The sequence below is a fragment of the Paracoccus sp. PAR01 genome (assembly GCF_014851995.1).
Lineage (GTDB): Bacteria > Pseudomonadota > Alphaproteobacteria > Rhodobacterales > Rhodobacteraceae > Paracoccus > Paracoccus litorisediminis.
In genome coordinates, this window is record NZ_JACVAW010000001.1 from 809,669 (window position 1) to 835,032 (window position 25,364).

24 protein-coding genes and 2 tRNA genes are annotated in these 25,364 nt (G+C 64.5%); 9 read left to right on the plus strand and 17 right to left on the minus strand.

Going from position 1 to position 25,364, the window contains the following annotated elements; translation table 11 throughout:
- Nucleotides 1-26: 26 nt before the first annotated feature.
- The 9 genes from IB235_RS04125 to IB235_RS04165 form a co-directional block, all read right to left on the minus strand.
- Complete coding sequence (locus IB235_RS04125; protein ID WP_192335725.1) at nt 27-722, minus strand: hypothetical protein; 696 nt, start codon at nt 720-722, stop codon at nt 27-29.
- Between the two features lie 76 nt (nt 723-798).
- Nucleotides 799-1,707: an EamA family transporter RarD gene (gene rarD / locus IB235_RS04130; protein ID WP_192335727.1), complete on the minus strand. Its 909-nt coding sequence runs from the start codon at nt 1,705-1,707 to the stop codon at nt 799-801.
- Nucleotides 1,708-1,896: 189 nt separating this feature from the next.
- Complete coding sequence (locus IB235_RS04135; protein WP_155038324.1) at nt 1,897-2,496, minus strand: superoxide dismutase; 600 nt, start codon at nt 2,494-2,496, stop codon at nt 1,897-1,899.
- A 144-nt stretch (nt 2,497-2,640) separates the two neighbouring features.
- The gene (locus IB235_RS04140) at nt 2,641-3,069 is read right to left on the minus strand and encodes a hypothetical protein (protein WP_192335729.1); all 429 of its coding nucleotides are present in this window, start codon (nt 3,067-3,069) and stop codon (nt 2,641-2,643) included.
- Between the two features lie 70 nt (nt 3,070-3,139).
- Nucleotides 3,140-3,658, minus strand: a complete 519-nt coding sequence (locus tag IB235_RS04145) for a sarcosine oxidase subunit gamma (RefSeq protein ID WP_192335731.1) — start codon at nt 3,656-3,658, stop codon at nt 3,140-3,142.
- Nucleotides 3,651-6,581 (minus strand): sarcosine oxidase subunit alpha family protein, encoded by a 2,931-nt coding sequence (locus tag IB235_RS04150; RefSeq protein WP_192335733.1) that lies wholly within the window; start codon nt 6,579-6,581, stop codon nt 3,651-3,653. The genes IB235_RS04145 and IB235_RS04150 overlap by 8 nt, the downstream gene beginning before the upstream one ends.
- Entirely contained in the window at nt 6,578-6,934 is a 357-nt protein-coding gene (locus tag IB235_RS04155; RefSeq protein WP_192335735.1) for a sarcosine oxidase subunit delta, read from the minus strand. Before IB235_RS04155 ends, IB235_RS04150 begins: the two co-directional genes overlap by 4 nt.
- Before the next feature lie 252 nt (nt 6,935-7,186).
- Nucleotides 7,187-7,501: a hypothetical protein gene (locus tag IB235_RS04160; RefSeq protein ID WP_155038329.1), complete on the minus strand. Its 315-nt coding sequence runs from the start codon at nt 7,499-7,501 to the stop codon at nt 7,187-7,189.
- Between the two features lie 130 nt (nt 7,502-7,631).
- The gene (locus tag IB235_RS04165; protein WP_192335737.1) at nt 7,632-8,906 is read right to left on the minus strand and encodes a sarcosine oxidase subunit beta family protein; all 1,275 of its coding nucleotides are present in this window, start codon (nt 8,904-8,906) and stop codon (nt 7,632-7,634) included.
- Nucleotides 8,907-9,102: 196 nt separating this feature from the next.
- Here IB235_RS04165 and ccmI point away from each other — a divergent pair, with 196 nt between their 5' ends.
- Together ccmI and ruvX are read left to right on the plus strand one after the other, a co-directional pair.
- Nucleotides 9,103-10,335, plus strand: coding sequence for a c-type cytochrome biogenesis protein CcmI (ccmI, locus tag IB235_RS04170; RefSeq protein ID WP_192335739.1), 1,233 nt, complete (start codon nt 9,103-9,105; stop codon nt 10,333-10,335).
- On the plus strand, nt 10,332-10,799 hold the full coding sequence (gene ruvX / locus IB235_RS04175; protein WP_155038332.1) for a Holliday junction resolvase RuvX: 468 nt from the start codon (nt 10,332-10,334) through the stop codon (nt 10,797-10,799). Before ccmI ends, ruvX begins: the two co-directional genes overlap by 4 nt.
- A 58-nt stretch (nt 10,800-10,857) precedes the next feature.
- On the opposite strand, the gene IB235_RS04180 is transcribed toward ruvX, so the two are convergent.
- From IB235_RS04180 to mog, 4 genes are all read right to left on the minus strand, one after another.
- Nucleotides 10,858-13,035 carry an esterase-like activity of phytase family protein gene (locus tag IB235_RS04180; RefSeq protein ID WP_192335741.1) on the minus strand — a complete coding sequence of 726 codons (2,178 nt, stop codon included), beginning with the start codon at nt 13,033-13,035 and terminating at the stop codon, nt 10,858-10,860.
- A gap of 87 nt (nt 13,036-13,122) precedes the next feature.
- Nucleotides 13,123-13,473 carry a hypothetical protein gene (locus IB235_RS04185; protein WP_155038334.1) on the minus strand — a complete coding sequence of 117 codons (351 nt, stop codon included), beginning with the start codon at nt 13,471-13,473 and terminating at the stop codon, nt 13,123-13,125.
- Complete coding sequence (locus IB235_RS04190) at nt 13,470-14,384, minus strand: DnaJ C-terminal domain-containing protein (RefSeq protein ID WP_155038335.1); 915 nt, start codon at nt 14,382-14,384, stop codon at nt 13,470-13,472. Before IB235_RS04190 ends, IB235_RS04185 begins: the two co-directional genes overlap by 4 nt.
- Before the next feature lie 191 nt (nt 14,385-14,575).
- Nucleotides 14,576-15,109 (minus strand): molybdopterin adenylyltransferase, encoded by a 534-nt coding sequence (mog, locus tag IB235_RS04195; protein WP_192335743.1) that lies wholly within the window; start codon nt 15,107-15,109, stop codon nt 14,576-14,578.
- Nucleotides 15,110-15,219: 110 nt separating this feature from the next.
- On the opposite strand from mog, the gene IB235_RS04200 reads away from it, so the two are divergent.
- Nucleotides 15,220-15,678, plus strand: a complete 459-nt coding sequence (locus IB235_RS04200; RefSeq protein ID WP_192335745.1) for a GNAT family N-acetyltransferase — start codon at nt 15,220-15,222, stop codon at nt 15,676-15,678.
- Nucleotides 15,679-15,724: 46 nt separating this feature from the next.
- Here IB235_RS04200 and IB235_RS04205 read toward each other — a convergent pair whose 3' ends face one another.
- The gene (locus tag IB235_RS04205; protein WP_192335747.1) at nt 15,725-16,954 is read right to left on the minus strand and encodes an argininosuccinate synthase; all 1,230 of its coding nucleotides are present in this window, start codon (nt 16,952-16,954) and stop codon (nt 15,725-15,727) included.
- Between the two features lie 133 nt (nt 16,955-17,087).
- Here IB235_RS04205 and IB235_RS04210 point away from each other — a divergent pair, with 133 nt between their 5' ends.
- On the plus strand, nt 17,088-17,807 hold the full coding sequence (locus tag IB235_RS04210) for a hypothetical protein (protein WP_192335749.1): 720 nt from the start codon (nt 17,088-17,090) through the stop codon (nt 17,805-17,807).
- A gap of 40 nt (nt 17,808-17,847) precedes the next feature.
- Nucleotides 17,848-19,086, plus strand: a complete 1,239-nt coding sequence (gene ilvA, locus IB235_RS04215) for a threonine ammonia-lyase IlvA (protein ID WP_192335752.1) — start codon at nt 17,848-17,850, stop codon at nt 19,084-19,086.
- 6 nt (nt 19,087-19,092) lie between these two features.
- Here ilvA and IB235_RS04220 read toward each other — a convergent pair whose 3' ends face one another.
- The 3 genes from IB235_RS04220 to IB235_RS04230 form a co-directional block, all read right to left on the minus strand.
- Nucleotides 19,093-19,533 carry an NUDIX domain-containing protein gene (locus IB235_RS04220; RefSeq protein ID WP_192335754.1) on the minus strand — a complete coding sequence of 147 codons (441 nt, stop codon included), beginning with the start codon at nt 19,531-19,533 and terminating at the stop codon, nt 19,093-19,095.
- A 165-nt stretch (nt 19,534-19,698) separates the two neighbouring features.
- Nucleotides 19,699-19,783, minus strand: a tRNA-Leu gene (locus IB235_RS04225).
- Nucleotides 19,784-19,955: 172 nt separating this feature from the next.
- Nucleotides 19,956-20,040: transfer RNA gene (locus IB235_RS04230), tRNA-Leu, on the minus strand.
- Between the two features lie 208 nt (nt 20,041-20,248).
- Here IB235_RS04230 and IB235_RS04235 point away from each other — a divergent pair.
- From IB235_RS04235 to IB235_RS04250, 4 genes are all read left to right on the plus strand, one after another.
- Nucleotides 20,249-21,847, plus strand: a complete 1,599-nt coding sequence (locus tag IB235_RS04235) for a GMC oxidoreductase (protein ID WP_192335756.1) — start codon at nt 20,249-20,251, stop codon at nt 21,845-21,847.
- 49 nt (nt 21,848-21,896) lie between these two features.
- Nucleotides 21,897-22,889: a complex I NDUFA9 subunit family protein gene (locus IB235_RS04240; protein ID WP_155038342.1), complete on the plus strand. Its 993-nt coding sequence runs from the start codon at nt 21,897-21,899 to the stop codon at nt 22,887-22,889.
- Nucleotides 22,889-23,692 (plus strand): undecaprenyl-diphosphate phosphatase, encoded by an 804-nt coding sequence (locus tag IB235_RS04245; protein ID WP_155038343.1) that lies wholly within the window; start codon nt 22,889-22,891, stop codon nt 23,690-23,692. Before IB235_RS04240 ends, IB235_RS04245 begins: the two co-directional genes overlap by 1 nt.
- A gap of 150 nt (nt 23,693-23,842) precedes the next feature.
- A complete protein-coding gene (locus tag IB235_RS04250; protein ID WP_192335758.1) occupies nt 23,843-25,336 on the plus strand; it encodes an NAD(P)-dependent oxidoreductase in 1,494 nt (497 codons plus the stop codon).
- Nucleotides 25,337-25,364 lie beyond the last annotated feature (28 nt).

Sequence of the window (25,364 nt, forward strand, 5' to 3'; positions counted from 1 at the left end):
TTCCGGCAGGGCCGGCGTATTTCGCGTTATTCGGACGGGGCCACGGTGGTGGATTGCGGGCCGGGGCCTTGCGCCTCGTCCGGGTCGGCACCCAGCGTGATCATCATCTCGGCAAGGCGGCGGCGCAAGGGCTCGGACAGGCCGTCCTTTTGCTGGATCTGGCGGATCAGCATGGTCGCGTCCTCGGTCCGGCCCGCGCCGATCAGGGCGACGGCCTTCTGTTCCAGCGCCAGCATTTCAAAGGGCGCGCCGGGTTTGGACAGATTGGCAAGGATGGTATCGCGCTGCGCAGCATCCATTTCCTGCCCGGCGACGATCACCGCCTTGAGCTGGGCAAGGTCATGCAACAGCGGATCAAGCCCCGGCAGATCGGCGGCAGCCAGCAGGCGTTCAGACGCCTTGCCGTTTTCGCCCGCCTCGGCCTCGGTGCCGGCGGCCAGCATTTCGGCCATCAGCTTGCGGCCGGGGATATCGCCGGCGTCAATCGCTTCCAGCGCCGGAACGCGGTCCTTGGTGTCCTGCGCGGCCAGCACCGCATCGCCCCAGGCGCGAGCCTCGGACTGGGCCTTGCCATTGGCATGCTCGCGCCATGCGGCCCCGCCAACGATGGCCAGGATCAGCGCGATCGCGATCCAGCCAAAGCGCCGGAAGGCCTTGAACAGCCTGTCGCGGCGCAGCTCGTCGGTGACCTCGTCAATGAAGCTGTCGTTCTGGTTCGCCATGTCGTCCCCGTCTGCTTTCGCGCTGTTCTATACGGGGATGCGCCCCTTTGCCAATGGCGGCGCGCAAGGCAGGGGATCACGCGTTGCGGCGCGCTTCGGCGCGCTGGCCGATCAGCGCCGAGGCCGAGTAGATCGCCAGCGCCAGCCAGATCATCGCGAATGCGATCATGTGCCAGCGGGTGAAGTTCTCGCCAAAGACCAGAACGGCGCACAGGAATTGCAGCGTCGGGTTCAGGTAAAGCATCAGCCCCAGCGTCGACATCTCGACCCGGCGCGAGGCATAGCTGAACATCACCAACGGCACGGCGGTGATGACACCCGAAGCCGCCAGCAGCAGCGACATCCGCATGTCGGTGCCAAAGCTGACCGGATGGGCCAAGGCGGCGGGCATGATGCCGGCCTTTTGCGCCAGCAGCCAGCCAAGCGCCAAAGGCGCCAGGATCGCGACCTCGCAGGCCACCGACAGGACCGGACCCACCGGCAGCGATTTCTTGACCACGCCGTAAAGCGCAAAGCTGATCGCCAGCGACAGGCTGATCCATGGCGCGACCCCAAGGCCCCAGGTCAGCAGGATGACCGCCAGCGCCGCGATCAGGACGGCGACGCCCTGTGCGGCCAACAGTTTCTCGCCAAAGAACACCAGCCCCATGACCACGGCGATCAGCGGAAAGATGTAATATCCTAGTGAACTTTCAACGACATAGCCCGCCTGCACCGCCCAGATGAAGATGCCCCAGTTGATCGAAATCACCGTCGCCGCAAAGGCCAGCCGCGGCAGGAAAGGACCGAACAGCGTGCGCCGGAATTCGCCCAGCCGTCCCTGCCAGCCAAGGATGCCCAGGAAAAGGACCAGCGACCACAGCGTGCGATGGGCCAGCACCTCGATCACCGCGACATCGGCAAGCTGGTGATAGAACAGCGGCGACAGACCCCAGGTCAGGCAGACCCCGATCATCGCCCAGAATCCCTTGCCCCATTCAGACATGCGCGCCTCCATACAAGGTTTCGGACATGCGCCTGTTTGGCCGCAAGGGCAAGAGGGGGGCTCTGCCCCCTGCCGCAACGGCCCCTCGATGGGGCCATTGTGGCGTCCCCCGGGATATTTCGACAAGAAAGAAAACGGCCCGCCAAAAGGGGCGGGCCGCGTTCACTGGCAACAGGCAAAAGCCGGGGGTCAGAGGCGCGAGGCCACGTTTTCCCAGTTCACCAGGTTGTTCAGGAAGTTTTCCAGATATTTCGGGCGGGCGTTGCGGAAGTCGATGTAGTAGCTGTGCTCCCACACGTCGCAGCCCAGCAGCGCGGTCTGGCCGAAGCACAGCGGGTTCACGCCGTTTTCGGTCTTGGTGATCTTCAGCGAACCATCCGCGTCCTTGACCAGCCAGGCCCAGCCCGAGCCGAATTGGCCGACGCCTGCCGCAGCGAAATCCTGCTTGAACTTGTCGACCGAGCCGAAGGATTCGGTCAGCGCCTTTTCCAGATCGCCCGGAATAGCGCCCGGATTGGGGCCCATCATTTCCCAGAACTGGGCGTGGTTCCAATGCTGGCTGGCATTGTTGAAGATGCCGTTCTGCGCCACGGCACCCGACTGGTAGGTGCCCTTGACGATGTCCTCAAGGCTCTTGCCTTCCCACTCGGTGCCCGAAACCAGCTCGTTGAGCTTGTCGACATAGGCCTTGTGGTGCTTGTCGTGGTGGAATTCCAGCGTCTCTTTCGACATGCCGCCAGCGGCAAGCGCATCATGGGCATAAGGAAGATCGGGAAGCGTGAAGGCCATTTTCGAAGTCCTTTCCAAGGGGTTCGGAACAGGGTTCTGACACAGCCGGCGGGCAGGGAAAAGCCCTCAGATCGCGGCAATGCCAAGGCGGTGGCGTCAGGCGGCACAACGCGCCAGCCAGAGCGAGGTTCCGCCGCATCCGGCCTAAGGGGTGGCGCATTCCCCTACCCCGCGCATGGTGTTCTGGTAACCCTGCGCCGTCACCAGCAGCTCGGCTGTGCCATCGGACTTGCTGACGCGCAGCCGGTAATCCAGCCGTTCGGTCCGCTGCCCGGAATTGTTGCGGACCCGGCCCAGCGCCCAGCCATAGGTACGACCCTTGGCGTCATCCACCGTCACCACCGCCTTGATCGGATGGCGGACCAGTTTTTGCAGGACCGGGTCATAGACCTCGATCCGGCCGGCATGCGGCCCGGCATTCTGGCGGGTGAACATCAGGAAATCCGGCACCCAGCCGGTGCCGCTTTCATCAATCAGCTGACACATCATCACCCGCAGATCGGGCTGTGCGTCCTGCGCCTGCACTCCAAGCGGCAAGGCGACGATCACGGCGGCGGTGATAAGCTGGCGCATCGGAACCCCAAGCTGTGCTGGCCCCATCCAAAGCCGTCAGACGGTCAAGCACAAGGGGGCAATCGCCCTGTCAACGCGGATCGAGGCCGGTTCCCGCCCGCACCGCATTGGCCAGAAGCCCGCGCAGGTAATCCGCGACCGAGCGGAAGCCGATCAGAACGAATCCCCCCTCTTGCCGCCAGAAGCCGCAGGCCACCTGCGCCGCGCGGCTGCGGCGCATGCCGTCGGCAGGCATCGCGGCCAGATCGGCGGGCGAAAGCTTGGCCAGAACCTGATCGGCCCTGCCCCCCTCGATGGCAAAGGCCGCGCGCATGTCGCTGACGTCAAGGACCAGCACGTGCTGCCCGGCCAGCGCCGTCGTCAGCTCTGCCAGCGCCGCCGCCAGTTCGGCCTGCGGCAACACCAGCAGCAGCTCATCCGGCGACATCCAGCACAGGCGACGGCTGCCATTGGTGGTGGTCGAGGTCGGCCCCGGCAGCGGGACGGCCGCCGCCTTGGCGATGGCCGCCCCCGCCTCGGTCAGATCGGCGCGGATCTGGATCATGCCCAGATCGGTGATCTCGCGGATATGTGCCAAAGCCTCAGCCATTCGCGCGGCTCCCTTCCTTGTCATAGAAGACCGGATCGACGATCCGCGCCTTGTAGGTTTCCGCGCCCGCGACCGGGAATTCCAGCACCTCGCCCATGCGGTCTGGACCGTGCCGGACCAGACCCATGGCGATTGGTGTGCCCAGCGTCGGCGAGATGTAGGTCGAGGTCACGCGCCCTTGCAGATTGCGCTGGCCATTGGGGTTTACCCCTTCGTCCACGGCGTAGACCCCATCGGGCAGCATCCGCCCGTCAAGGCTTTCAAGCCCGACCAGCTTCCAGCGCAGGGGATCGGTCATGTGGCTGCGTTCCTGCGCGCGCTTGCCGATATAATCGGACTTCTTCTTGCTGATCGCCCAGTTCAGACCCAGATCCTGCGGGATCACCGTGCCGTCGGTTTCATCACCGATCATGATGAAGCCCTTTTCGGCGCGCATGACATGCATGGCCTCGGTCCCATAGGGCGTAACGCCCAGATCGGCCCCGGCGGCGTGCAGCTTCTCCCACAGCTCCAGCCCACGCCCGGCGGGTACGGCGACTTCGAACGACAACTCGCCCGAGAAGCTGATGCGATAGATACGGGCGGGAATCCCGGCGATCTGACCCTCGGCCCAGCCCATGAAGGGCAACGCCTCGGGCGAGAGGTCCATGCCGCCCAACCGCTCCAACAGGTTGCGCGCCTGCGGGCCGACCACGGCGACCTGCGCCCATTGCTCGGTGACATTGGCGGTATAGACCTTCCAGTCCCACCACTCGCATTGCAGCCAGTCTTCCATATGGGCGTGCATGCGGTCGGCGCCGCCGGTGGTGGTGTGAACCAGCCAGGTGTCCTCGGACAGACGCGCGGCGACACCATCGTCGATGAGGAAGCCGTTTTCGTTGCAGATCAGCCCGTAGCGGCATTTGCCGACCGGCAGCGTCGACATCATCCCGGTATAGATCATGTCAAGGAAACGCCCGGCATCAGGCCCCTTGACGACGATCTTGCCAAGGGTCGAGGCGTCCAGCGTCCCCACGCCCCCGCGCACGGCGCGGATTTCGCGCGCCACCGCAGCGGCATGGTTTTCCCCGGCCTGCGGATAGCAATAGGGGCGGCGCCAATGGCCGACCGGTTCCCAATGCGCGCCCTTGGCCTGATGCCAGCCATGCATCGGCGTCTTGCGCAGCGGCTGGAACAGATCGCCGCGCGCCTCGGCCGCGATGGTGCCCAGGGTCAGCGGCGTATAGGGTGGGCGGAACGTGGTGGTGCCGGTCTGCGGGATCGGCTGCTTCAGCGCGGCGGACAGCACGGCAAGGCCGTTGATATTGCTGACCTTACCCTGATCGGTCGCCATACCTAGCGTGGTGTAGCGCTTGGTATGTTCGACACTGGCATAGCCTTCCTGCGCCGCCAGCTCGACATCCGAGACCTTCACGTCATTCTGGAAATCCAGCCACATCTTGAACTTCATCGCCTTGGTCGCATTGACCGGCATGACCCAGACCGGCAGCAAGGGCTGTTCGGGTTCGGCCCCGGTGGCCCCGGCGACCAGCAGATCGCCCGCCGCCGCCCCGACCGGGGTCGCCATCGCCGCACCATCGTCGCCTGTCGGCGGACGGCTGGTATCGGGCAGGAACATCGCCTGCGCATCGGACCAGTTCAGCTTGCCGCCGCAATGGCTCCACAGATGCACGACCGGGGACCAGCCGCCGGACATGGCGACGCAATCGGCCTCGATCGTCTCGGACACCTGACCCGCCCCGACATGCGAACAGACCTGCACCACCTGAACGCCCTGCCCGCCCTTGATCCCGGCAATGGCGCTGGCGGAAAGGATGCGGATGCCGCGCGCACGGGCGGCCTGAGGAAGCGCGCCCGAAGGGTTGGCGCGGGCGTCGATCACCGCAGGCACCTCAAGCCCGGCATCCAGTGCCGCCAGCGCCGTGCGATAGGCGTCGTCGTTATTCGTCACCACGACAATGCGCCGCCCCGGCGCCACGGCATAATCCGCGATGAAATCCCGCACGGCCGAGGCCAGCATCACACCGGGCACATCATTGCCGGCAAAGCTCAGCGGACGTTCCAGTGCGCCCGAGGCAACCACCACATGCCCGGCCCGGATGCGCCACAACCGCTGGCGCGGCAGCCCGGCATTCGGGTCGTGATCGGCCAAGGCCTCGCGCGCGATCAGGTAGCCATGATCGTAAAGCCCGGTCGCCATCGTGTTGCGGCGCAGGGTGACATTCGGCATGGCGCGCAGATCGGCCAGAGCCGCGTCGATCCGCGACTGGCCGTCGGCGTGATCGGTCGGCGTGCGTCCGCCCCAATGCGGGTTCTGTTCCAGAACAGTAACGGTCTTGCCCTGCCGCCCGGCATCGCGCGCCGCCAGAAGCCCGGCAATGCCGCCACCGACAACAACCAGATCGGCATGGGCATAGGCCTGTTCATAGCTGTCGGGATCGGCCTCGGTCGGGGCCTTGCCCAAACCGGCCGAGCGGCGGATCACCGGTTCGAACACATGTTTCCAGAACGGGCGGGGATGGATGAAGGTCTTGTAATAGAAGCCCGCCGGCAGGAAGCGATACAGCCAGTTGTTCACCGCGCCGACATCGACATTCAGGCTGGGCCAGCAATTCTGGCTGGTCGTGACCATGCCCGCGACAAGCGCCGTGGTGGTGGCGCGCTGGTTCGGCTCAAACCTGCCGCCTTGCCCCAAGCCCAGCAGCGCGTTCGGTTCCTCGGCGCCTGAGGCCAGAGGTCCGCGCGGGCGGTGATACTTGAAGCTGCGCCCCATCATCAGTTGACCGCTGGCCAGCAGGGCCGAGGCCAGCGTATCGCCCCGCAGTCCGCGCAGGTGGCGACCGTCGAAACGGAAGGGCAGCGGATAGGCGCGGTCGATCAGGCGGCCGCCGCGGGACAGGCGGAAGGGTCCGTTATCGCTCATTCGGTCAGGCTTTCGGCAGGCGAGGTTTCGGTCCAGTCAGGCGTCCAATCCGGGCGCTTGGCGCGGATGGCGGCAACGATCTCGGGGGTGGGATGCGGGTTCTGCGCCTTGTAGGTGCCGAACACCTCAAGCGTGACGGTGCAGCGCGCGGCCAGAAACCACTTGCCGCAGCCATAGGCGTGGCGCCAGCGCTCGAAATGCACGCCCTTGGGGTTCTTGCGCGCGAACAGGTAGGATTCGAAATCCTCGTCGCTCGCACCGGGGCCAAAGCGTTTCAGATGCGCCTCGCCACCCGGAGCAAGCTCGGTCTCCTCGGCGCGGATGCCGCAGCAGGGACAGGTCAGGGTCAGCATCACTCACTCCTTGCGTGACAGGCGCGCATGGTCAGTCGCGCCAAGGCCATGGGCCGGACGCGGGTGGGGTTCTGGACATGGGAAAACAGTTCAGGCCGGGTGCTGCTGGCCATAGGCGCAGGCTGCGTCACGACGGGCATTAGCCGCCAGCGCGCAATCCCGACTTTACGCGGGCCGATGTGGATCAGCCGCGCCGCAATGTCGACCGAGGGGCGGAAAGCCCCTCGATCCTTGTTTAATGCCGCAGCGCGATCAGTTCGCGGGCGGGGTGGTGCCAGCCGGAGCAGGCGTTGCCGGAGCTGCAGGCTCGGCAGGCGTCGCCGGTTCGGCAGGGGTTGCGGGTGCGGCCGGAGCAGGCTCGGCCGGTGCGGGCGTGGTCGTGGCCGGAGCGGCGGGCTCGACGCTGACAGCGCCATCGGTCGTAGCCGGCGCAGGGGTCGTGACGGCGCCGTTATCGACCGGTGCGGTCGGCTCGGTCGAGCCGGACATGTACCAGTAGATGACGGCCAGCACGACGATGATGGCGCCGATGATGAGCCACAGATTGCTCTTGTTTTGTTCGGCCATGAAGAAAACTCCTTGGTCATGGTGACGTGCGGGACCAATGCACTATTCCGCCAAGAGTTCCATTGAAATCGCAGCATTTTTCTTGCGCCGTCACGATTGGCGGAAAGCCGCCCGCAGATTTCCTGCCGGATCAATGCGCCACCCCCGCTGCCACGCTTTCGTCGATGAAGCGCCCCTCGCGGAAACGGTTCAGCCCGAAATCGGCCGCCAGAGGCCCCGGCTGCCCCTTGGCCACCAGTTCCGCCATGGCCCAGCCCGAGCCGGGGATGGCCTTGAACCCGCCCGTGCCCCAGCCGCAGTTCACGAAGATATTCTCGACCGGCGTGGTCGACAGGATGGGTGAGCGGTCGCCGGTCATGTCCACGATCCCGCCCCATTGCCGCAGCATCTTCAGCCGCGACAGCATCGGGAAGGTCTCGATCAGGGCGCGGATGGTTTCCTCGACATGCTGCCACGAGCCGCGCTGGGAATAGTTGTTGAAGCCGTCGGTGCCGCCGCCAATCACCATCTCGCCCTTGTCGGATTGCGACAGGTAGCCATGGACGGTGTTGGCCATGATCACCAGATCGCAGCAGGGCTTGATCGGCTCGCTGACCAGCGCCTGCAGCGCCATCGATTCGATCGGCAGCCGGAAGCCCGCCTTCTCTGCCAGAACCGAGGAATGGCCCGCGACCACCAGCGCCAGCTTGTCGCATTCGATGCGGCCCTTGCCGGTGTTCACAGCGCGGACGCGACCGGATTCGGTCTCGATCCCGGTCACTTCGCAATTCTGGATGATATGCATGCCCATGGCGGAACAGGCCCGCGCATAGCCCCATGCCACGGCATCGTGCCGCGCGGTGCCGCCGCGTTCCTGATACAGCCCGCCAAGAACCGGATAGCGCGGCCCATCGATATTGATGATCGGCAGCATCTTCTTGATGCGTTCGGGCGTGACCCATTCGGTCGAGACATTCTGCAACTGGTTGGCATAGACCGTGCGCTTGTAGCCGCGAACCTCATGTTCGGTCTGGGCCAGCATCAGCAACCCGCGCGGGCTGAACATGACGTTGTAGTTCAGGTCCTGTGACAGGTTTTCATACAGCTTCAGCGCCTTGTCATAGATCGCCGCCGAGGGGTCCTGCAGATAGTTCGAACGGATGATGGTGGTGTTGCGCCCGGTATTGCCGCCACCCAGCCAGCCCTTTTCGATGATTGCGATATCGGTGATGCCGAAATTCTTGCCAAGGTAATAGGCCGTGGCCAGCCCGTGCCCACCTGCGCCGACGATGACGACCTGATACTTCTTCTTTGGCTCGGGGCTGGCCCAGGCGCGTTTCCAACCGGAATGCAGGCGCATCGCCTCGCGCGCGATGGCAAAGACCGAATAGCGGCCGGTGCTTTTCGATGCGGGATTGGCGGACATGGGGCGTGACCTTTGCAAAAGACTCGGTCAGCAGAGTGGATTTTCGCGAGGCGTCCGGCAAGTCAGCCCTGCGACGGGCCAATTGTCGAATTGCGACAGGGGGCGGCGCAGATCTTCCGCACGGCCGCTCGCGCCACATTGACTTTTTCCGCGCCTCCGGAACGGATAGAAGACGGGGGCGCCATGGGAGTATGCGATGTTCTGGATGATCTGCGCGGCTTTGTCGGCCATCGTTGCGATTGCGATTGCCGCACCGCTGCTGCGTCGCCGCGCGGCGGGCGAACAGCCTGCTGCCGCCTATGACCTGCGGATCTATCGCGACCAGCTGCGCGAGGTCGAACGCGATCTGGAGCGCCGCGTCGTCGAACCCGCCGAGGCCGAGCGCCTGCGCAATGAAATCGGCCGCAAGGTTCTGGCCGCCGACCGTGCGCTGGCGACGGAAACCGCCTCGGGCCGCACAGCCGGTGGTCCGGTGGCGCTGGCAGTCTTGGGCCTGCTGCTGCTCGGATCGGTGCTGCTTTATCGGCATCTGGGCTCGCCCGACATGCCGGACGAACCCATCGGCACCCGCATCGCCCATGCCGAGGCCAATTACGCCAACCGCCCCAGTCAGGCCGAGGCCGAAAAGGCCGCGCCGAAACCCGAACGCGCCCAGCCCGATGCGGATTATGCCGCGCTGATCGAACAGCTGCGCGCGACCGTCGCCAAGAATCCCGACGATCAGCGCGGGCAGGAATTGCTGGCCCAGCACGAGGAACGTCTGGGCAATCTGGTCGCCGCCAAGGAGGCACAGACCCGGCTGATCGCGCTGCGCGGCGACAAGGCTTCGGCTGCCGATTACACCCGTCTTGCCGGACTGACGATCGAGGCCGCGGGTGGCCTGATCACCCGCGAAGCCGAGGACCATCTGGACCGCGCGCTTTCTTTGGACCCGATGGAACAACAGGCGCGCTTCCTGTCGGGCCTTTTGCAGATCCAAAGCGGCCGCCCCGATCTGGCCTTCCCGATCTGGTCGCATCTGCTGGTCGAGGATATCGACAATGCGCCCTGGCACGGGCTGGTTCGTGCCTCGATCAAGGATCTGGCCTGGTTCGCAGGCGTGCCCGATTACACGCCGCCCGACCAGCAATCCGCCCCACAGCCCGGCGCGCTGCCCGGCCCGGATGCCGAAACGATGGCAGCGGCGCAGGACATGACCCCCGAAGACCGTCAGCAGATGATCCAAGGCATGGTCAAGGGGCTGGAATCGCGGCTGGCGACGCAGGGTGGCACGCCCGAGGAATGGGCGCGGCTGATTTCCGCCCTTGTCGTCCTTGGCCAAAAGGATCATGCGCAGGACATCCTGGGCGAGGCGCGGACGCGTTTCGCCTCAATCCCCGAGGCGCTCGCCACCATCGAGGCCGCGGGCAAGCAATCGGGACTGCAATGATCTGCGAGACGATCGAGGAATTCGCCGCCGCCCTGCCGCGCACCGGCGCCATCGCCGGGCTGGATCTGGGCACCAAGACCATCGGCGTCGCGGTCAGTGACGGGTTGCGCAGCGTCGCCTCGCCGCTGACGGTGATCCGGCGGGTCAAGTTCACGCTGGACGCCGAGGCGCTGCTGAAGATCGTCGCGGATCGCGCGCTGGTCGGGCTGGTTCTGGGCCTGCCGCGCAATATGGACGGGTCCGAGGGGCCGCGCGCGCAATCCACCCGCGCCTTTGTCCGCAATCTTGAACGCCTGACACCGCTGCCGATCAGCTATTGGGACGAACGCCTGTCCACCGTCGCCGCCGAACGCGCCCTGCTGGAGGGCGACACCTCGCGCAAACGCCGCGCCGAGGTCATCGATCAGGTCGCGGCGGGCTATATCCTGCAAGGCGCGCTGGACCGGTTGAGTTTTCTGGGCTGAGCGCCCCGCGTGACATGCGAAAGCGGCCCTTGCGGGCCGCTTTTTTCTTTGCCGAAGATCAGTTCGAAGCCGTCTGCTTGCCCAGCGGGAAGGACCACAGGAAAGTCTCGCCCGAGGCATCGTCGACACCGTCATTGTCGGTCACGGTCCAGACCAGCCCATCGGCGGTGATCGCCATGCCCTCGACCTTGTCCTGAACATAGCCGTTCCACTGCTTCAGGTCGGGGATCAGGTCGCGGACGACCTGCTTTTCGACCAGCGGCAGATCGCCACCCAGCGCGGCAGGGGACAGCCCGTCCAGGGCCACCTTGGTCACCTGCTTCAGCTTGGCCGCCTGACCGATCAGGTTGTCGCGCTCGACCAAATAGATGTCGCCATCATGGATGGTCAGTTCCGACAGACCGACCCAGCCTTCGCCCTGCTCCAGCGGATAGCGGACGCCCGCCCATTCGCCGGTGGCGGGATCGAAGCGCAGCAGTTTCGCCTGCCCCTTGGGATCGTCCTTCCATTCGCGCTGGACGGCCATCCACAGCGCGCCGTCCGATGCCAGCGCGATGCCCTCAAGCCCGAAACGGGTCGAACCGGCAACCAGATCGGTGGGCAGCTCGATGCTTTGCTGCACGGCGCCCTGCGCATCTACATGCAGGATCTGATGCGGGATTTCCTTTTCCGGGTTGCCCTCGCCGGCCAGCCAGAAGCCACCCTTGCCGTCGGCGGTGATGCCTTCCAGATCCAGCTTTTCGGCGGGCTTGCCGTCCTTGGTGACGATCATGCGGGAGGTGATGCGGGCGGGCGTGGTCCCGGTCTCGATGCGATAGATTGAGGGTTCCGCCGCATAGGCGCTGTCGCTGACCGCGTGGACGACGGTCGTATCCTGCGGGTCGACCGTCAGGCCCGAGAGCGCGCCCCAGCCGATCAGTTGATCGCCGGTCGACACAATCGTCGGATAAGCGGGCGTCCCTTCGGCACGGGCATAGATCATGACATGCGAGCGGGCGGCGCCGTCCTCGCCCAGATCGGTCTCATTGGCGCTGGCAAACAGGCCGCGCGCGGGGATCGCAACCAAACCCTCCGGCCCGATGCCCGAGGGCAGGATCTGGGTCAGCTTCGGCTGGGCAGGATTGGCCACGTCATAGACGCCGATGGCGCTGCCGCGTTCCGAACCGACGAACAGCAGCTTTTTCCCGTCGAACTCGGCATATTTCAACGCCTCGGGCTCAACGCCCTTCTTGCCCGAGCGGCCCTCGGGGTAATGGCCGATGCGGACCAGCGCATGTTCGAACTCGGCGCCGGATTCAAAGGCGACCGAGCCGTCGCGCTTCCAGATGGTGAAACCGCGCGAGCCGCCCTTCCAGTCGCCCTCATTCGCGGTGGCGAAGTGGTCATTGTCCAACCATGCGACGGTATCGGGTTCGCGCGGGACAGCGGTCAGGCTGCCGGAGAAGTCCAGCTTGCCGTCCTTTTCCGTGTCGACGCCCGCCAGATCGACCGCGCCCGCGCTGAAATGCGAGGCCACCTTGCCATCGGCACCGATCACCACGATGTGGTTGTTTTCCTGAAGCGTGACGACCAGATCGCCGTTGGCGTTGAAGTCCAGATATTCGGGCTCGGGGTCCTCGGGGGCGATTTCAGCCAGCCCGGTCAGTTCAACGACCTGCTTTCCGGCGCAATCGACTTGCCCGTCCTTGATCGGCAGGCGGGTGACGAAACCGGCCGGCATCTGCGGCAGCGCGCCGTCATTCACCTCTTCGTCACGCTCATTCTCGATCGCGACGGCCAGCCAGTCGCCCTTGGGCGACAGCGCCACCGAATCGGGCTGCCCGCCCAGATCGCAGCTGGCGGTCACGGATTTGGACGCCAGATCGACCGAACGCAGCACGCCCGAGGGTTGGGTGAAGCTTTCCGAGGTATTCACGCCGACAAAGGCCGTCCCGCCCAGCACCACAGTCGTGGTCGGCTCGCCATCCATCGGGATATTGCCAAGCGGTTTGGGCGCAGCGGGATCGGTGATATCGATCAGCCCGATCGCGTTCAGCGGGCTGTCGGAATAGATCAGCTCCATGCCATCGGCGGTCGCAGTCATGATCTCGGCCGAGGTGGCGCGGGCGCGGTCCTCGCCATCGGCCATGTTGTCGGCGGTGGCAAAGCTGGCGATGCGGTTGAAAACCGGCTCGGCGACGGCGGGCGATGCAGCCGCCAGCGCAACAAGCGAGCAGAGGGTCAGGCGAAACGTCATGATTTCCTCGGGGGTTGGCAAGGTCCCCGCGGATGTGGCGCGCGCATGTAACATGGCCTTGAAGGCCGGGTGACGCTTGGGTGACGTTTAGTCCCGACGGACCACCCGCACCTCTCGGATCGCGGTTTTCAGGCGGATGCGGGTTTCGGCGGGCTCGCGCGCCACGGCGTCCAGAATCGCGCGCATGTCGCCGCGCAACCCGTGCAACTGATCGACCAGCGACAGGACCAGCGCCAACGCCTCATCGTCCAGATGGTAACCCTCGGACAGATCGACCACCAGATGCAGCCGGGCAATGTCCAGATCGCGAAACAGCGGGCCGCTTTCGGACTGCACCGGCTGAACGACGCCGCTGCTGATATAGGTTTCCAACTGCTCGCGGGTCATCTCGGGCAGTTCGATCAGGGTTTCGGTCAGGGTGTAATGCCTGCGCGTCATTTGCCCCTCCTTGGATCATAGCCATGGTTCTGGCGCCATTCTTCCATGAATCGCGCCAGATCGTCGTCGATACGGGGCGGCATGACGATTTTCAGCACGACATGCTGGTCGCCGCGCTGACCGCCTTCGCCCTTGAGGCCACGGCCCTTCAGCCGCAGCTTCTGCCCGGTGCTGGCCCCGCGCGGGATGCTGAGCATGACCGGGCCGTCGATGGTCTCGGCCTCGACCTTGCCGCCAAGGACCGCCTCATCCAGCGTGATCGGCAGGGTGGTTTCCACGTCATCGCCGTCGCGCCGCCAGTCGGGGTCTTCGGCAATGACCAGTGTCAGAAGCGCGTCCCCCGGCGTGCCGTCGCCATAGCCGGCGGCGCCCTTGCCGCGCAGGCGGATGATCTGGCCGTCGCGCGCGCCTTCGGGGATCTTCACATCCAGAACCGCTCCGTCAGGCATGGTGATCCGGGTCGAGCCGCCACGCGCGGCGGTCATGAAGTCGATCTCCATAGTGAAGCGCTGATCCTGACCGCGCATGTCGAAACCTCGCGCGCCGCCACCCCGCTTTCGCGAAGCACCGCTTTGCCCGAACAGGTCCGAGAACACGTCGGACAGATCGTCGAAATCCTGCGCGCCGGGACGATAGGGATTGTCCCCCGCCTGCGCGTAATCGCGATAATAGTGCCGCTGCTGGCGCTCCTGCCCCGAGGCGTCGATCTCGCCCCGGTCGAAGCGGGCGCGCTGATCGGCATCCTTGAGCAGGTCATAGGCCGAGGAGGCCGCCTTGAAGCGCTCATGCGCGGCGGGGTCGGGCGTCAGGTCCGGATGATCGGTCTTGGCGATCTTGCGATAGGCCTTCTTGATTTCATCCTGGCTGGCGGTCTTGCTGACACCCAGCGCCTTGTAGGGATCATCGGCCATGGCCGGTTGCGTCCTTTCACCTGACTGCGGCCAACGTCGCGAAGGACGCAGGCGTTCCCCTATCCGATACGAGCAGGGGGATTTTGTCCAGTTTCAAGCCGCTGCGCGAAAGGGGGGCTCTGCCCCCCGCCAGATCGGCCCCTCGATGGGGCCGGTCTGGCGCCCCCCGGGATATTTGGACAAGAAAGAGGTCACGCCTTGGGGCGAAACGCCTTGATCCGGGCGGGATCGGTCTCGATCCGGGCCGCGCCGATCAGGTCAAGGCAGTAGGGAACCGCCGCGAAAACCGCATCAAGGCAGGTCGCGATAGCCGAGGGCTTGCCGGGAATGGTGATCATCAGCGTCTGGCCCCGGATCCCTGCGGTCTGGCGCGACAGGATGGCAGTCGGCACCTCGCGCAAGCTGGCACGGCGCATTTCCTCGCCAAAGCCGGGGAGTTCCTTTTCCATGACATCGGCCATCGCCTCGGGCGTCTGGTCGCGCGGGGCGGGACCTGTGCCGCCGGTGATCAGGATCAGGTCGGCATGTTCCCGGTCAGCGACATTGCGCAGCGTTTCGGCCACGATCTCGCGTCCATCGGGGATGATCGTGCGGGTGATGGTCATGGGCGAGGTGATGGTAGCGCGCAGCCAGTCCTCGGCACCCGGCCCGCCCTTGTCCTCATATTCGCCGCGGCTGGCGCGGTCGGATACGGTGACGATGGCAATATGGGCGGGACGGGTCATGGCGCGGCCTTCTGGTCAGTTCCGGGACATAGTGGCGGGGAAAGCGCGGGAATGAAAGATCGTGGGCGGTTTCCGTTGCCCGTGGCGATCGGGCATGATCGATTACCGGCATGAACCCGATCCTGATCCGCCCCGCCAACCCCGCTGATGAACCCGCCATCAGGGCCTGTGCCAAGGCCGCCTATGGCCCCTATATCGCCGCAATCGGACGGCCTCCGGCACCCATGGTCGCGGATTTCACCGCCCAGATCGCTGCCAGGCAGGTGCATGTGGCAACCGACAGGGACGGCGCGTTTTTGGGCTATGTCGTGTTTTTTCCCGACGGAACCGCCATGCATCTGGAGGCCGTGGCCGTGACGCCCGAAGCCGCCGGTCGGGGCGTCGGCAAGCTGCTGATCAAATTCTGCGAGGATGAGGCGCGGCGCACAGGGCTGTCAGCGGTACAGCTATACACCAACCAAAAGATGGTCGCGAACCTGTCGATCTATCCGCATCTGGGTTTCACCGAGACAGGCAGGCGGTCCGAAGACGGTTTCGACCGGGTCTATTTCGAAAAAGCCCTGACCTGAGGGCCGGAAAGGAAAAGGCCGCGGGGATCGCCCGCGGCCCTTCGTATCACTTGGCGACGCGCGCGTTGCGGGTCGCGATCAGTTTCAAGCGCAGCGCGTTCAGCTTGATGAAGCCAGCCGCGTCCTTCTGGTCGTAAGCGCCGGCATCTTCCTCGAAGGTGACGTGCTTTTCGCTGTAAAGCGAATGGTCCGACCAGCGGCCGACGCAATTCACCGAGCCCTTGTAGAGCTTCAGGCGGACCGTGCCGGTGACATGCTCTTGCGACTTGTCGATCAGGGCCTGCAGCATCTCGCGCTCGGGCGAGAACCAGAAGCCGTTATAGATCAGCTCGGCATAGCGCGGCATGATCGAGTCCTTCAGGTGACCCGCGCCGGCGTCCAGCGTGATCTGCTCGATGCCGCGATGGGCCTCCAGCAGGATGGTGCCGCCGGGGGTCTCGTAGATGCCGCGCGATTTCATGCCGACGAAGCGGTTTTCCACGAAGTCCAGACGGCCGATGCCGTGCTTGCCGCCCAGTTCGTTCAGCTTGGTCAGGATCGTTGCGGGCGACAGCGCCTCGCCATTGATCGCGACCGCGTCGCCCTGCTCAAAGGTGACTTCGATGAATTCGGGGGTATCCGGCGCTTCCTCGGGGGAAACGGTGCGCTGATAGACATATTCCGGCGCAGCCTCGGCCGGGTTTTCCAGCGCCTTGCCCTCGCTGGAGGTGTGCAGCAGGTTCGCATCGACCGAGAAGGGCGCTTCGCCGCGCTTGTCCTTGGCGATCGGGATCTGGTTCGTTTCCGCGAATTCGATCAGCTTGGTGCGCGAGGTCAGGTCCCATTCACGCCACGGCGCGATCACCTTGATCGAGGGGTCCAGCGCATAGGCCGAAAGTTCGAACCGAACCTGATCGTTGCCCTTGCCGGTCGCGCCATGCGCCACGGCATCGGCGCCGTGCTTATGTGCCAGTTCGACCAGATGCTTCGAGATCAGCGGGCGCGCGATCGAAGTGCCCAGCAGATACAGCCCCTCGTACAGCGCATTGGCGCGGAACATCGGGAAAACGAAATCGCGCACGAATTCCTCGCGCACGTCGACGATATGGATGTTCGCAGGATTGATGCCCAGCAGCTCGGCCTTGGCGCGCGCCGGTTCCAGCTCTTCGCCCTGCCCCAGATCGGCGGTGAAGGTGATGACCTCACAGCCATATTCGGTCTGCAACCATTTCAGGATGATCGAGGTGTCGAGCCCGCCCGAATAGGCAAGGACGACTTTCTTCGGCGCGTCGGTCATGCGGTAAGCCCCCTTGGAATGTCGCGCAGGGAATAGGCCCATTCGACACTTGTCACAAGGGGAAGGGGGCAATTAGGCTCTGCGAAATTTTGGGAAAATCATGCAGTCAATTCGCATTCTAAGACATTCTTTCATGCAACTCGCGGGCAATTGGCGGCAGGCCATATTGCTTTCCATCGGGCCGCTACTGGTTCAGACAGCCGCCCTCGGGCTGGCGATTTTCATGTTGGGTGGGCTGCACGCTCCACCACAGTCTATCTTCTTCTTCTTTTTTGTCTGGGCTCTGACCTTCGGCGCAATCCTCTTCTCTGCGGCATGGCTAGCAACGAGATGGCATAGGTTCGTGCTGCTTGCCGAAGTGCAACGTGCCTTTTCTCGACCGCGTCAGATCTTGCCATATCTCAAGACGATGCTGCTCACGCTCGTCTTGATGGCCGCTATCGCGATTCCAATGCTCCTGTTTGCCCTCACTGCCATGCGCATGGTGAACCAAGAATCGATCCCCGCTGCCACGCGCTTCTTCAGCGTCGCGGGAACGTTCATCTTTTATATCTTTGTGCTAAGGCTTAGCACGGCTTTGCCGGGGGCGGCCATCGGCGCGGCAAAACCGATCAAGCGCAGCTGGATCGCCATGGGCAAAACATCCCGAACCTTGGCTATCCTCGTTCTAGGCTACATGCTGTTTCAATGGGGTTTCCAAGCACTGGCGGGCGGTCATACCAACTTTGGTAAACTGCCCAGTGTCTGGTGGATTGCCGCACAACTCGGGATTTACTGGTTTTCGGTGCTCTTTTATCTGTCTGTGCTGACAACATTGTGGGGGCATTACGTCGAGGCTCGACCACTGCGCTGAAACCCTTGCCAAATCGCATAATTCGCGCCATTGGCCGGGCATGGAAAACTTTGCCGCCTCTGTCCGCCAGGCAGAGATCGCGCTGCGCGACCTCTTCGAGCCGACGCCCCTGCAGAAGAACGACCACCTCTCGGCCAAATACGGGGCCGAGATCTGGCTGAAACGCGAAGATCTGACGCCGGTGCGCAGCTACAAGCTGCGCGGGGCCTTCAACGCCATGCGCAAGATCGGCGCGGGGGCTGCAGGGCATTTCGTCTGCGCCAGCGCCGGAAACCATGCCCAAGGCGTGGCCTTTGCCTGCCGTCATTTCGGGGCCAAGGGTACGATCTTCATGCCGGTGACGACGCCGAAGCAGAAGATCGACAAGACCCGGATCTTTGGCGGCGGTGCGGTCGAGATCGTGCTGACCGGCGATTACTTCGACCAGACCCTGGCCGCCGCGCAGGAATTTGCCCGTGCACAGGGGGCCACGTTCCTGTCGCCCTTCGACGATCCCGATATCATCGAGGGTCAGGCGACCGTCGGGCTTGAGATCCTGAGCCAGATGGACGGCGTACCGGATGTGATCGTGCTGCCGGTTGGTGGTGGCGGGCTGTCCGCGGGCGTGACCCGGCTGTTTGCCGAGCTTTCCCCCAGCACTCGCGCCGAATTCGCCGAACCCGATGGCGGTGCCAGCCTGCAAGGCGCGCTGCTGGCCGGTGCGCCCGTCACCCTGCCCGCCGTCGATACTTTCGTCGATGGCGCGGCGGTTGCACGCATCGGTGCCCTGCCCTTTGAGCATCTGCGGCGGTTTTCGCCCGATCAGGTCCATCTGGCCCCCGAGGACCGGATCTGCGCCACCATGCTGGAAATGCTGAATATCGAGGGGATCGTGCTGGAGCCTGCGGGCGCGCTGGCCGTCGACGCGCTGCGCGACATCCCCGATCTGGCGGGCAAGCGGGTGGTCTGCATCTGCTCGGGCGGGAATTTCGACTTTGAGCGCCTGCCCGAGGTCAAGGAACGCGCCCAGCGTTTCTCGGGGTTGAAGCGCTATTTCATTCTGCGCATGCCGCAGCGCCCCGGCGCGCTGCGCGATTTCCTTGAGCTGCTCGGCCCCGACGATGACGTCGCCCGGTTCGAATATCTGAAGAAATCGGCGCGGAACTTCGGCTCGATCCTGATCGGGATCGAGACCACCTCGCCCGAAAACCTCGACCGGCTGCGCGAGCGGCTGGAGGCGGCGGGGATCGGGCATCGCGACATCACCCGCGATCCGGTTCTGGCCGAATTCCTGATCTGACCGCGATCAGCGCCCCGCCAAGGCGAGGCGCGCGAAATGACGCGAGCCGGGATCGGCCAGCAGCCCCGGCAGGTCCGGCAGCGCGACCCAATGCGCATCATGGCCCGGCTCGGTCGGCGGACCCAACCGCATGATCGGTCGGGCCAGATAGATGGTGCACAGTTTCTCGGCCCAGAAATCGTAGTCCGGCATCCAGCAATAGCGGCGATAGCTGCCAAGCCGCCGAACCGAGCCGATGGACCAGCCGGTTTCCTCACGCACTTCGCGATGCAGCGCCGCGACGGGCGATTCGCCGGGATCGACGCCGCCTCCGGCCAGCTGGAATTCCGGCTCGGGCGCGTGCTGAAAGGTGACCAGCGCCCGGCCATCACGGATCAGAACCGCATAGGCTCCGGCACGATGACGGTAGGAATGAGAACCGGGCGGAGGGCCGAAACGGGGAATCATGGCTGCCTTTCGACGGATCGTGGCTGAAGCGCAGCCATTGCGGCCGCAGCCTTGCCCGGAGCCCGTGCGATCCGCAAGCCCGCGCGGGGCTTTCGATCAGGGGCCGACCTTGACGCCAGATAGCAAAAACCCCCGAAAGCACGAAGCTTTCGAGGGTTTTTGTTTTGGTGCCCAGGAGAGGACTCGAACCTCCACGCCTTGCGGCACACGGACCTGAACCGTGCGCGTCTACCAATTCCGCCACCTGGGCAGGTGGTATGAGCGGCTCATTAAAGGCAGTCGCGGGCGGCGTCAACTCGATGTGGAAGGTTTTTTCGGATTTCGTCGACAAGGCATTCCGAGGGCCGTTCCACCCCGCCGCAAACGTGGAATCCGGAAAGCAAAAACCCCCGAAAGCGTGACGCTTTCGGGGGTTTTTGTTTTGGTGCCCAGGAGAGGACTCGAACCTCCACGCCTTGCGGCACACGGACCTGAACCGTGCGCGTCTACCAATTCCGCCACCTGGGCAGGTGGTGTGAGCGGCTGATTAAAGACAGTCGCGGGGGGCGTCAATGGGGTGAAAGTCGATTTTTCATCGAAGCTTCATATTTTTCCTGCACGCCCGATTCCGCCATCGATGCAAGCGATGCCGGGAATCGGGACTGACCATTCCGGCAACTTGTAAGGTTTGGGTATTGGCATAGAAATTATGGAGAAAATCGCATCGGGGGACCGGATGTTGGCCGATATCGCGACAATGACCTGGGACGTGATCGTCATTGGCACCGGCATCGGTGGCGGCAGTGTCGGGCGCAGACTGGCCGAACAGGGGCTATCCGTCCTGTTTCTGGAAAAGGGTCCGGACCTTGGCGACAATGTCGTGCCGCCGGTTCCCCCCGACACCATCGACCCCGACGCACGGGTTGCCGGTGGCGCATGGCCCAAAACGATCTCGGCCCGGCTGGATGGCAAATGGTGCGAGCTGGACGGCATGATCGGCTCGGTCGTTGGCGGAACCTCGTCCTTTTACGCGGCAACGCTGGAACGCCCTGAACGCCACGATCTGGACACGGCCGAGCACCTGCCGCACCCGACCGGCGGCTGGCCGGTCAGCTATGATGAGATGCGGCCCTGGTTCGATCTGGCCGAACGCTATTACCAGATCAGCGGCGAGGCCGATCCGCTGGACCCCCAGGCGGCGACCCTGCCCGCCCCACCGCGCGCCCTGCCGCAATCCGATATCGACCTGATGGCGGATCTGAAGCGGGCCGGGATGCACCCCTATCAGACCCATATGGCCGCCCGCTTTGTTCCGGGCTGCGAGGGCTGCTTTGGCAGGCGATGCACGCGGCGCTGCAAGATGGATGGCCGCTCGGCCGGGGTACTGCCCGCGATCGAGACCGGACGCGCCGCGCTGCTCGACCGCTGCAGCGTCTCGCGGATCGAGGCGGATGCAACGGGCGTCACCTCGCTTCTGTGCATGCGTGAGGGCAAGCAGATCACATTGAGCGCTCGGCGCTATGTGTTGGCGGGCGGAGGCTTGGGTTCGCCCTCGCTGATGCTGCGCTCCAAGAACGAGCATTGGCCCGAGGGGCTGGGCAATCGCAACGATCTGGTCGGCCGCAACCTGATGTTCCACATGAGCGAGATCATCGCCATCTGGGCCGGGCAGAATCGCGACGAAAGCGCCGCCTCGCGTTCGATCAGCATGCGGGACCTGTATTTCCGCAATGGCGCGCGGCTGGGAACGGTGCAGTCCATGGGCCTGACCGCCGGCTATGGCGAAATCCTGCACGCGATGCACAACCGCTTCGACATGTCGGCGCTGCGCCGTGTCCGGCCCTTGCGGATGGGTTTGCGCGTTCCTGCCCGCATCGCGGCAGGGATGCTGGGACGCGCCAAGCTGTTCGTCGGCGTGCTGGAGGACCTGCCCTACCCCACCAACCGGCTGATCCCCGACGCGCAGGATGAGGATCGCTTTGTCTTTCACTACGACATCTCGGATGAACTGCGCCGCCGCCGCGCGATCTTTCGCAAGGCGATGCGGGCAGCCTTCCATCCGCATCGGGCGATGTTCATGGGCACGGCGCCGCAACTGAACTTCGCCCATCCCTGCGGTACGCTGCGCTTTGGCGACGATCCGGCGACCAGCGTGCTGGACCGCGACTGCAAGGTGCATGGGCTGAGCAATCTTTACGTCACCGATTCCAGTTTCATGCCGACCTCGAACGGGGTGAATCCCAGCCTGACCATTGCGGCGAATGCGCTGCGGGTGGCGGATCAGATCGCGGCGTCGATGCGCCCGCGACTTGCCGCAGCCGACAGCCTTGGGTAATGAGCGGAAAAGCACGCCACCCAAGACCCCCCGCGAAGGAGCGAGAGCCATGTCCGCAGCCAAGCTTGTCACGATCTATGGTGGGTCCGGATTCCTCGGTCGGCAGATCGCCAAGGTTCTGGCCAGCCAAGGCTGGCGCATCCGCGTCGCCGTCCGTCGCCCCAACGAAGCCGGCATCGTGCGCACCTATGGCGCGCCGGGCCAGATCGAGCCGGTTCCCTGCAACGTCCGCGACGACCGCTCGGTCGCAGCCTGCATGGCCGATGCCGATGCGGTGGTGAATTGCGTGGGCATTCTGGTCAACGAAGGCAAGAACACCTTCGACGCCGTCCATGTCGATGCGGCCGCCCGCGTGGCACGCCTGTCCGCTGAACGCGGCATCGCGCATTTCGTGCATGTCTCGGCGCTGGGGGCGGACAAGGATTCGGACAGCCACTACGCCGCGTCGAAAGGCCGGGGCGAAGCCGCGGTGCTGGCCGCGCGCCCGGATGCGGTGATCCTGCGTCCTTCGGTGATCTTCGGTTCCGACGACCATTTCTACAACCGCATCGCCTCGATGTCGCGGCTGGGGCCGGTCATGGCGTTGCCGGGCGCGAATGCGCAACTGCAGCCGGTGCATGTCATGGATGTCGCCACCGCCGCCGCAAAGGGCGCAAGTGGTCAGGCCCAGCCCGGTATCTATGAGCTGGGTGGCCCGGATGTCGTGACCATGCGCGAACTGGCCCAGCAGGTGCTGACCGCCATCGACCGGCGCAAGCTGGTGCTGGGCGTTCCGGGCTTCATCGCCGGGATCATGGCCGCGGTGCTGGACGGGGTGCAATTCCTGACCGGTGGCCTGCTGACCAACCGCATTCTGACCCGCGACCAGCTGCGCTCGCTAAGCCATCCCAATGTCGTTTCGGGGAACCACAAGACCTTTGCCGATCTGGGGATCGTGCCGACGGCCTCTTCGGCGGTCATCAATGAATACCTGTGGCGCTTCCGCCCCTCGGGCCAATACGAATCGATGACCGCAACTGCGAAGAACCTGCGCCGGAGCTGATGGAACACAACACGATCGTTGCCGCCCTGCTGGGTCTGCTTGAAGGGCTGACCGAGTTCATTCCCGTTTCGTCCACCGGACATGTCCTGCTGGCAGGGCATTTCCTGGGCTTCGACTCACCGGGGCGCGCCTTCGAGGTGCTGATCCAGTTCGGCGCGATCCTTGCGATCCTCAGCGTCTATGCCGGGCGGCTGTGGCGCATCTTTACCAGCGCGCCACATGATCCGCGCGCGCGGCGCTTCATCGCGTCAGTGCTGCTGGCCTTTCTGCCTGCCGCCGTGATTGGGGTGATGGCGCATCGCATCATCAAGGAAGTCCTGTTCGAGACGCCGATGCTGATCGCCTCGATGCTGATCCTTGGTGGGGTGGTACTGCTGTTCGTGGACCGGATGGCCAAGAATCCCCGCTATCATTCGGCCGAGGATATTCCGATCCCCCGCGCCATCGGCATCGGGCTGATCCAATGTCTGGCGATGATTCCGGGGGTGTCCCGCTCGGGCGCGACGATCACCGGTGCGCTGCTTCTGGGCGCGGACAAGCGATCTGCCGCCGAATTCAGCTTCTTCCTGTCCATGCCGACGATGCTGGGCGCTTTTGTCTATGATCTCTACAAGAATCGCGACATCCTCGATGCAGCCTCGGCCGGGAATATCGTCATCGGCTTCATTTGCGCGTTCTTGTCTGCGCTGTTGGTGGCGAAAGTGCTGCTGAACTATGTCTCGGTCCATGGCTACGCGGTCTTTGCCTGGTGGCGAATCATCGTGGGCGTGGTCGCTTTGGCGGCTCTGGCAGCAGGTTGGTAAACTGTGCTGACCTATTTATCGCTAATGCGGGGGCGATTTTAGTCCTGTAGCGGGAAAAATCGTCAAATAGGTCAGTCGTGCTGACTTTTAATCATTTCAGCCGTGTTTTATCACCCTCTGACCAGTCAGATTTCGGGGGGATGCGCAGCCATGGCCACGCAAAAGATGCTCAAGTTCGTCACCATCGGGCGTGAAATGCCTGAAAAGCGTGACGCGGCATCCCGCTCGGAGGATTTCCACGAGATCTATCGTGAATTCGCCGAGGCGAAGGCCAAGGAACAGGCCAGCCGTTGCAGCCAATGCGGCGTCCCCTATTGCCAAAGCCACTGCCCCCTTCACAACAACATCCCGGACTGGCTGCGCCTGACCGCCGAAGGGCGCACGCAGGAAGCCTATCTGCGCAGCCAGGAAACCAACACCTTCCCGGAAATCTGCGGTCGCATCTGCCCGCAGGACCGTCTGTGCGAAGGCAATTGTGTCATCGAGCAATCGGGCCACGGCACCGTGACCATCGGCGCGATCGAGAAATACATCACCGACACCGCATGGGAAGAAGGCTGGGTCCAGTCCATCGTTCCGCCTGTCGAGCATCCTGAATCTATTGGCATTATCGGCGCTGGCCCCGGCGGCCTTGCTGCTGCCGACCGGTTGCGCCGCATGGGCTATCAGGTCACCGTCTATGACCGCCATGACCGCGCCGGCGGGCTGATGATCTATGGCATTCCCGGCTTCAAGCTGGAGAAGGACGTGGTCGAGCGCCGCAACAAGCTGCTGGCCGATGGCGGGGTCGAGTTCGTCCTGAACGCCAATGTCGGCGAGGATATCAGCTTTGACGCGATCCGCGGCAAGCATGACGCGGTGCTGATCGCCACGGGCGTCTACAAGACCCGCGATCTGGATCTGGACAATGCCGACGCCAAGGGCGTGGTGCGGGCGCTGGACTATCTGACCGCCTCGAACCGGGTGGATCTGGGCGACGAGATTCCCGATTATCTGGATGGGGAACTGAACGCCAAGGGCAAGCGCGTCGTCGTCATCGGCGGCGGCGACACCGCGATGGACTGCGTTCGCACGGCGATCCGCCAAGGCGCGCAATCGGTGAAATGCCTGTATCGCCGCGACCGCGCCAACATGCCGGGTTCGCAGCGCGAAGTGCAGAACGCCGAGGAAGAAGGCGTTGAATTCGTGTGGCTTTCCGCCCCCGGCGCCTTTACCGGTCATGTCACCGGAGAGGCCATGGAAGCGCAGGAACGCGACATGGACGAAGTCGGCGACGTGCCCACCATCAGCGCCGTCCGCGTGCAGAAAATGCGTCTGGGCCAGCCCGATGTTTCGGGCCGCCAGTCGCCGGAACTGATCGAAGGCGCCGATTACGACGAGCCCGCCGATCTGGTCATCAAGGCGCTTGGCTTTGAGCCCGAGGAACTGCCGCGTCTTTGGGGTGTGGACGGTCTGGAAGTGACCCGCTGGGGCACGATCAAGGCCGATTTCCAGACCCATCAGACCAGCCTGAGCGGCGTTTTCGCCGTGGGCGACATCGTGCGGGGAGCAAGCCTGGTGGTCTGGGCGATCCGCGACGGCCGCGAGGCCGCCGACAGCATCGCCGGCTACCTGACCGGCGCTGCCCGCGTTGCCGCCGAATAGGGGTGTGACCATGGTGCACAAGCCGACC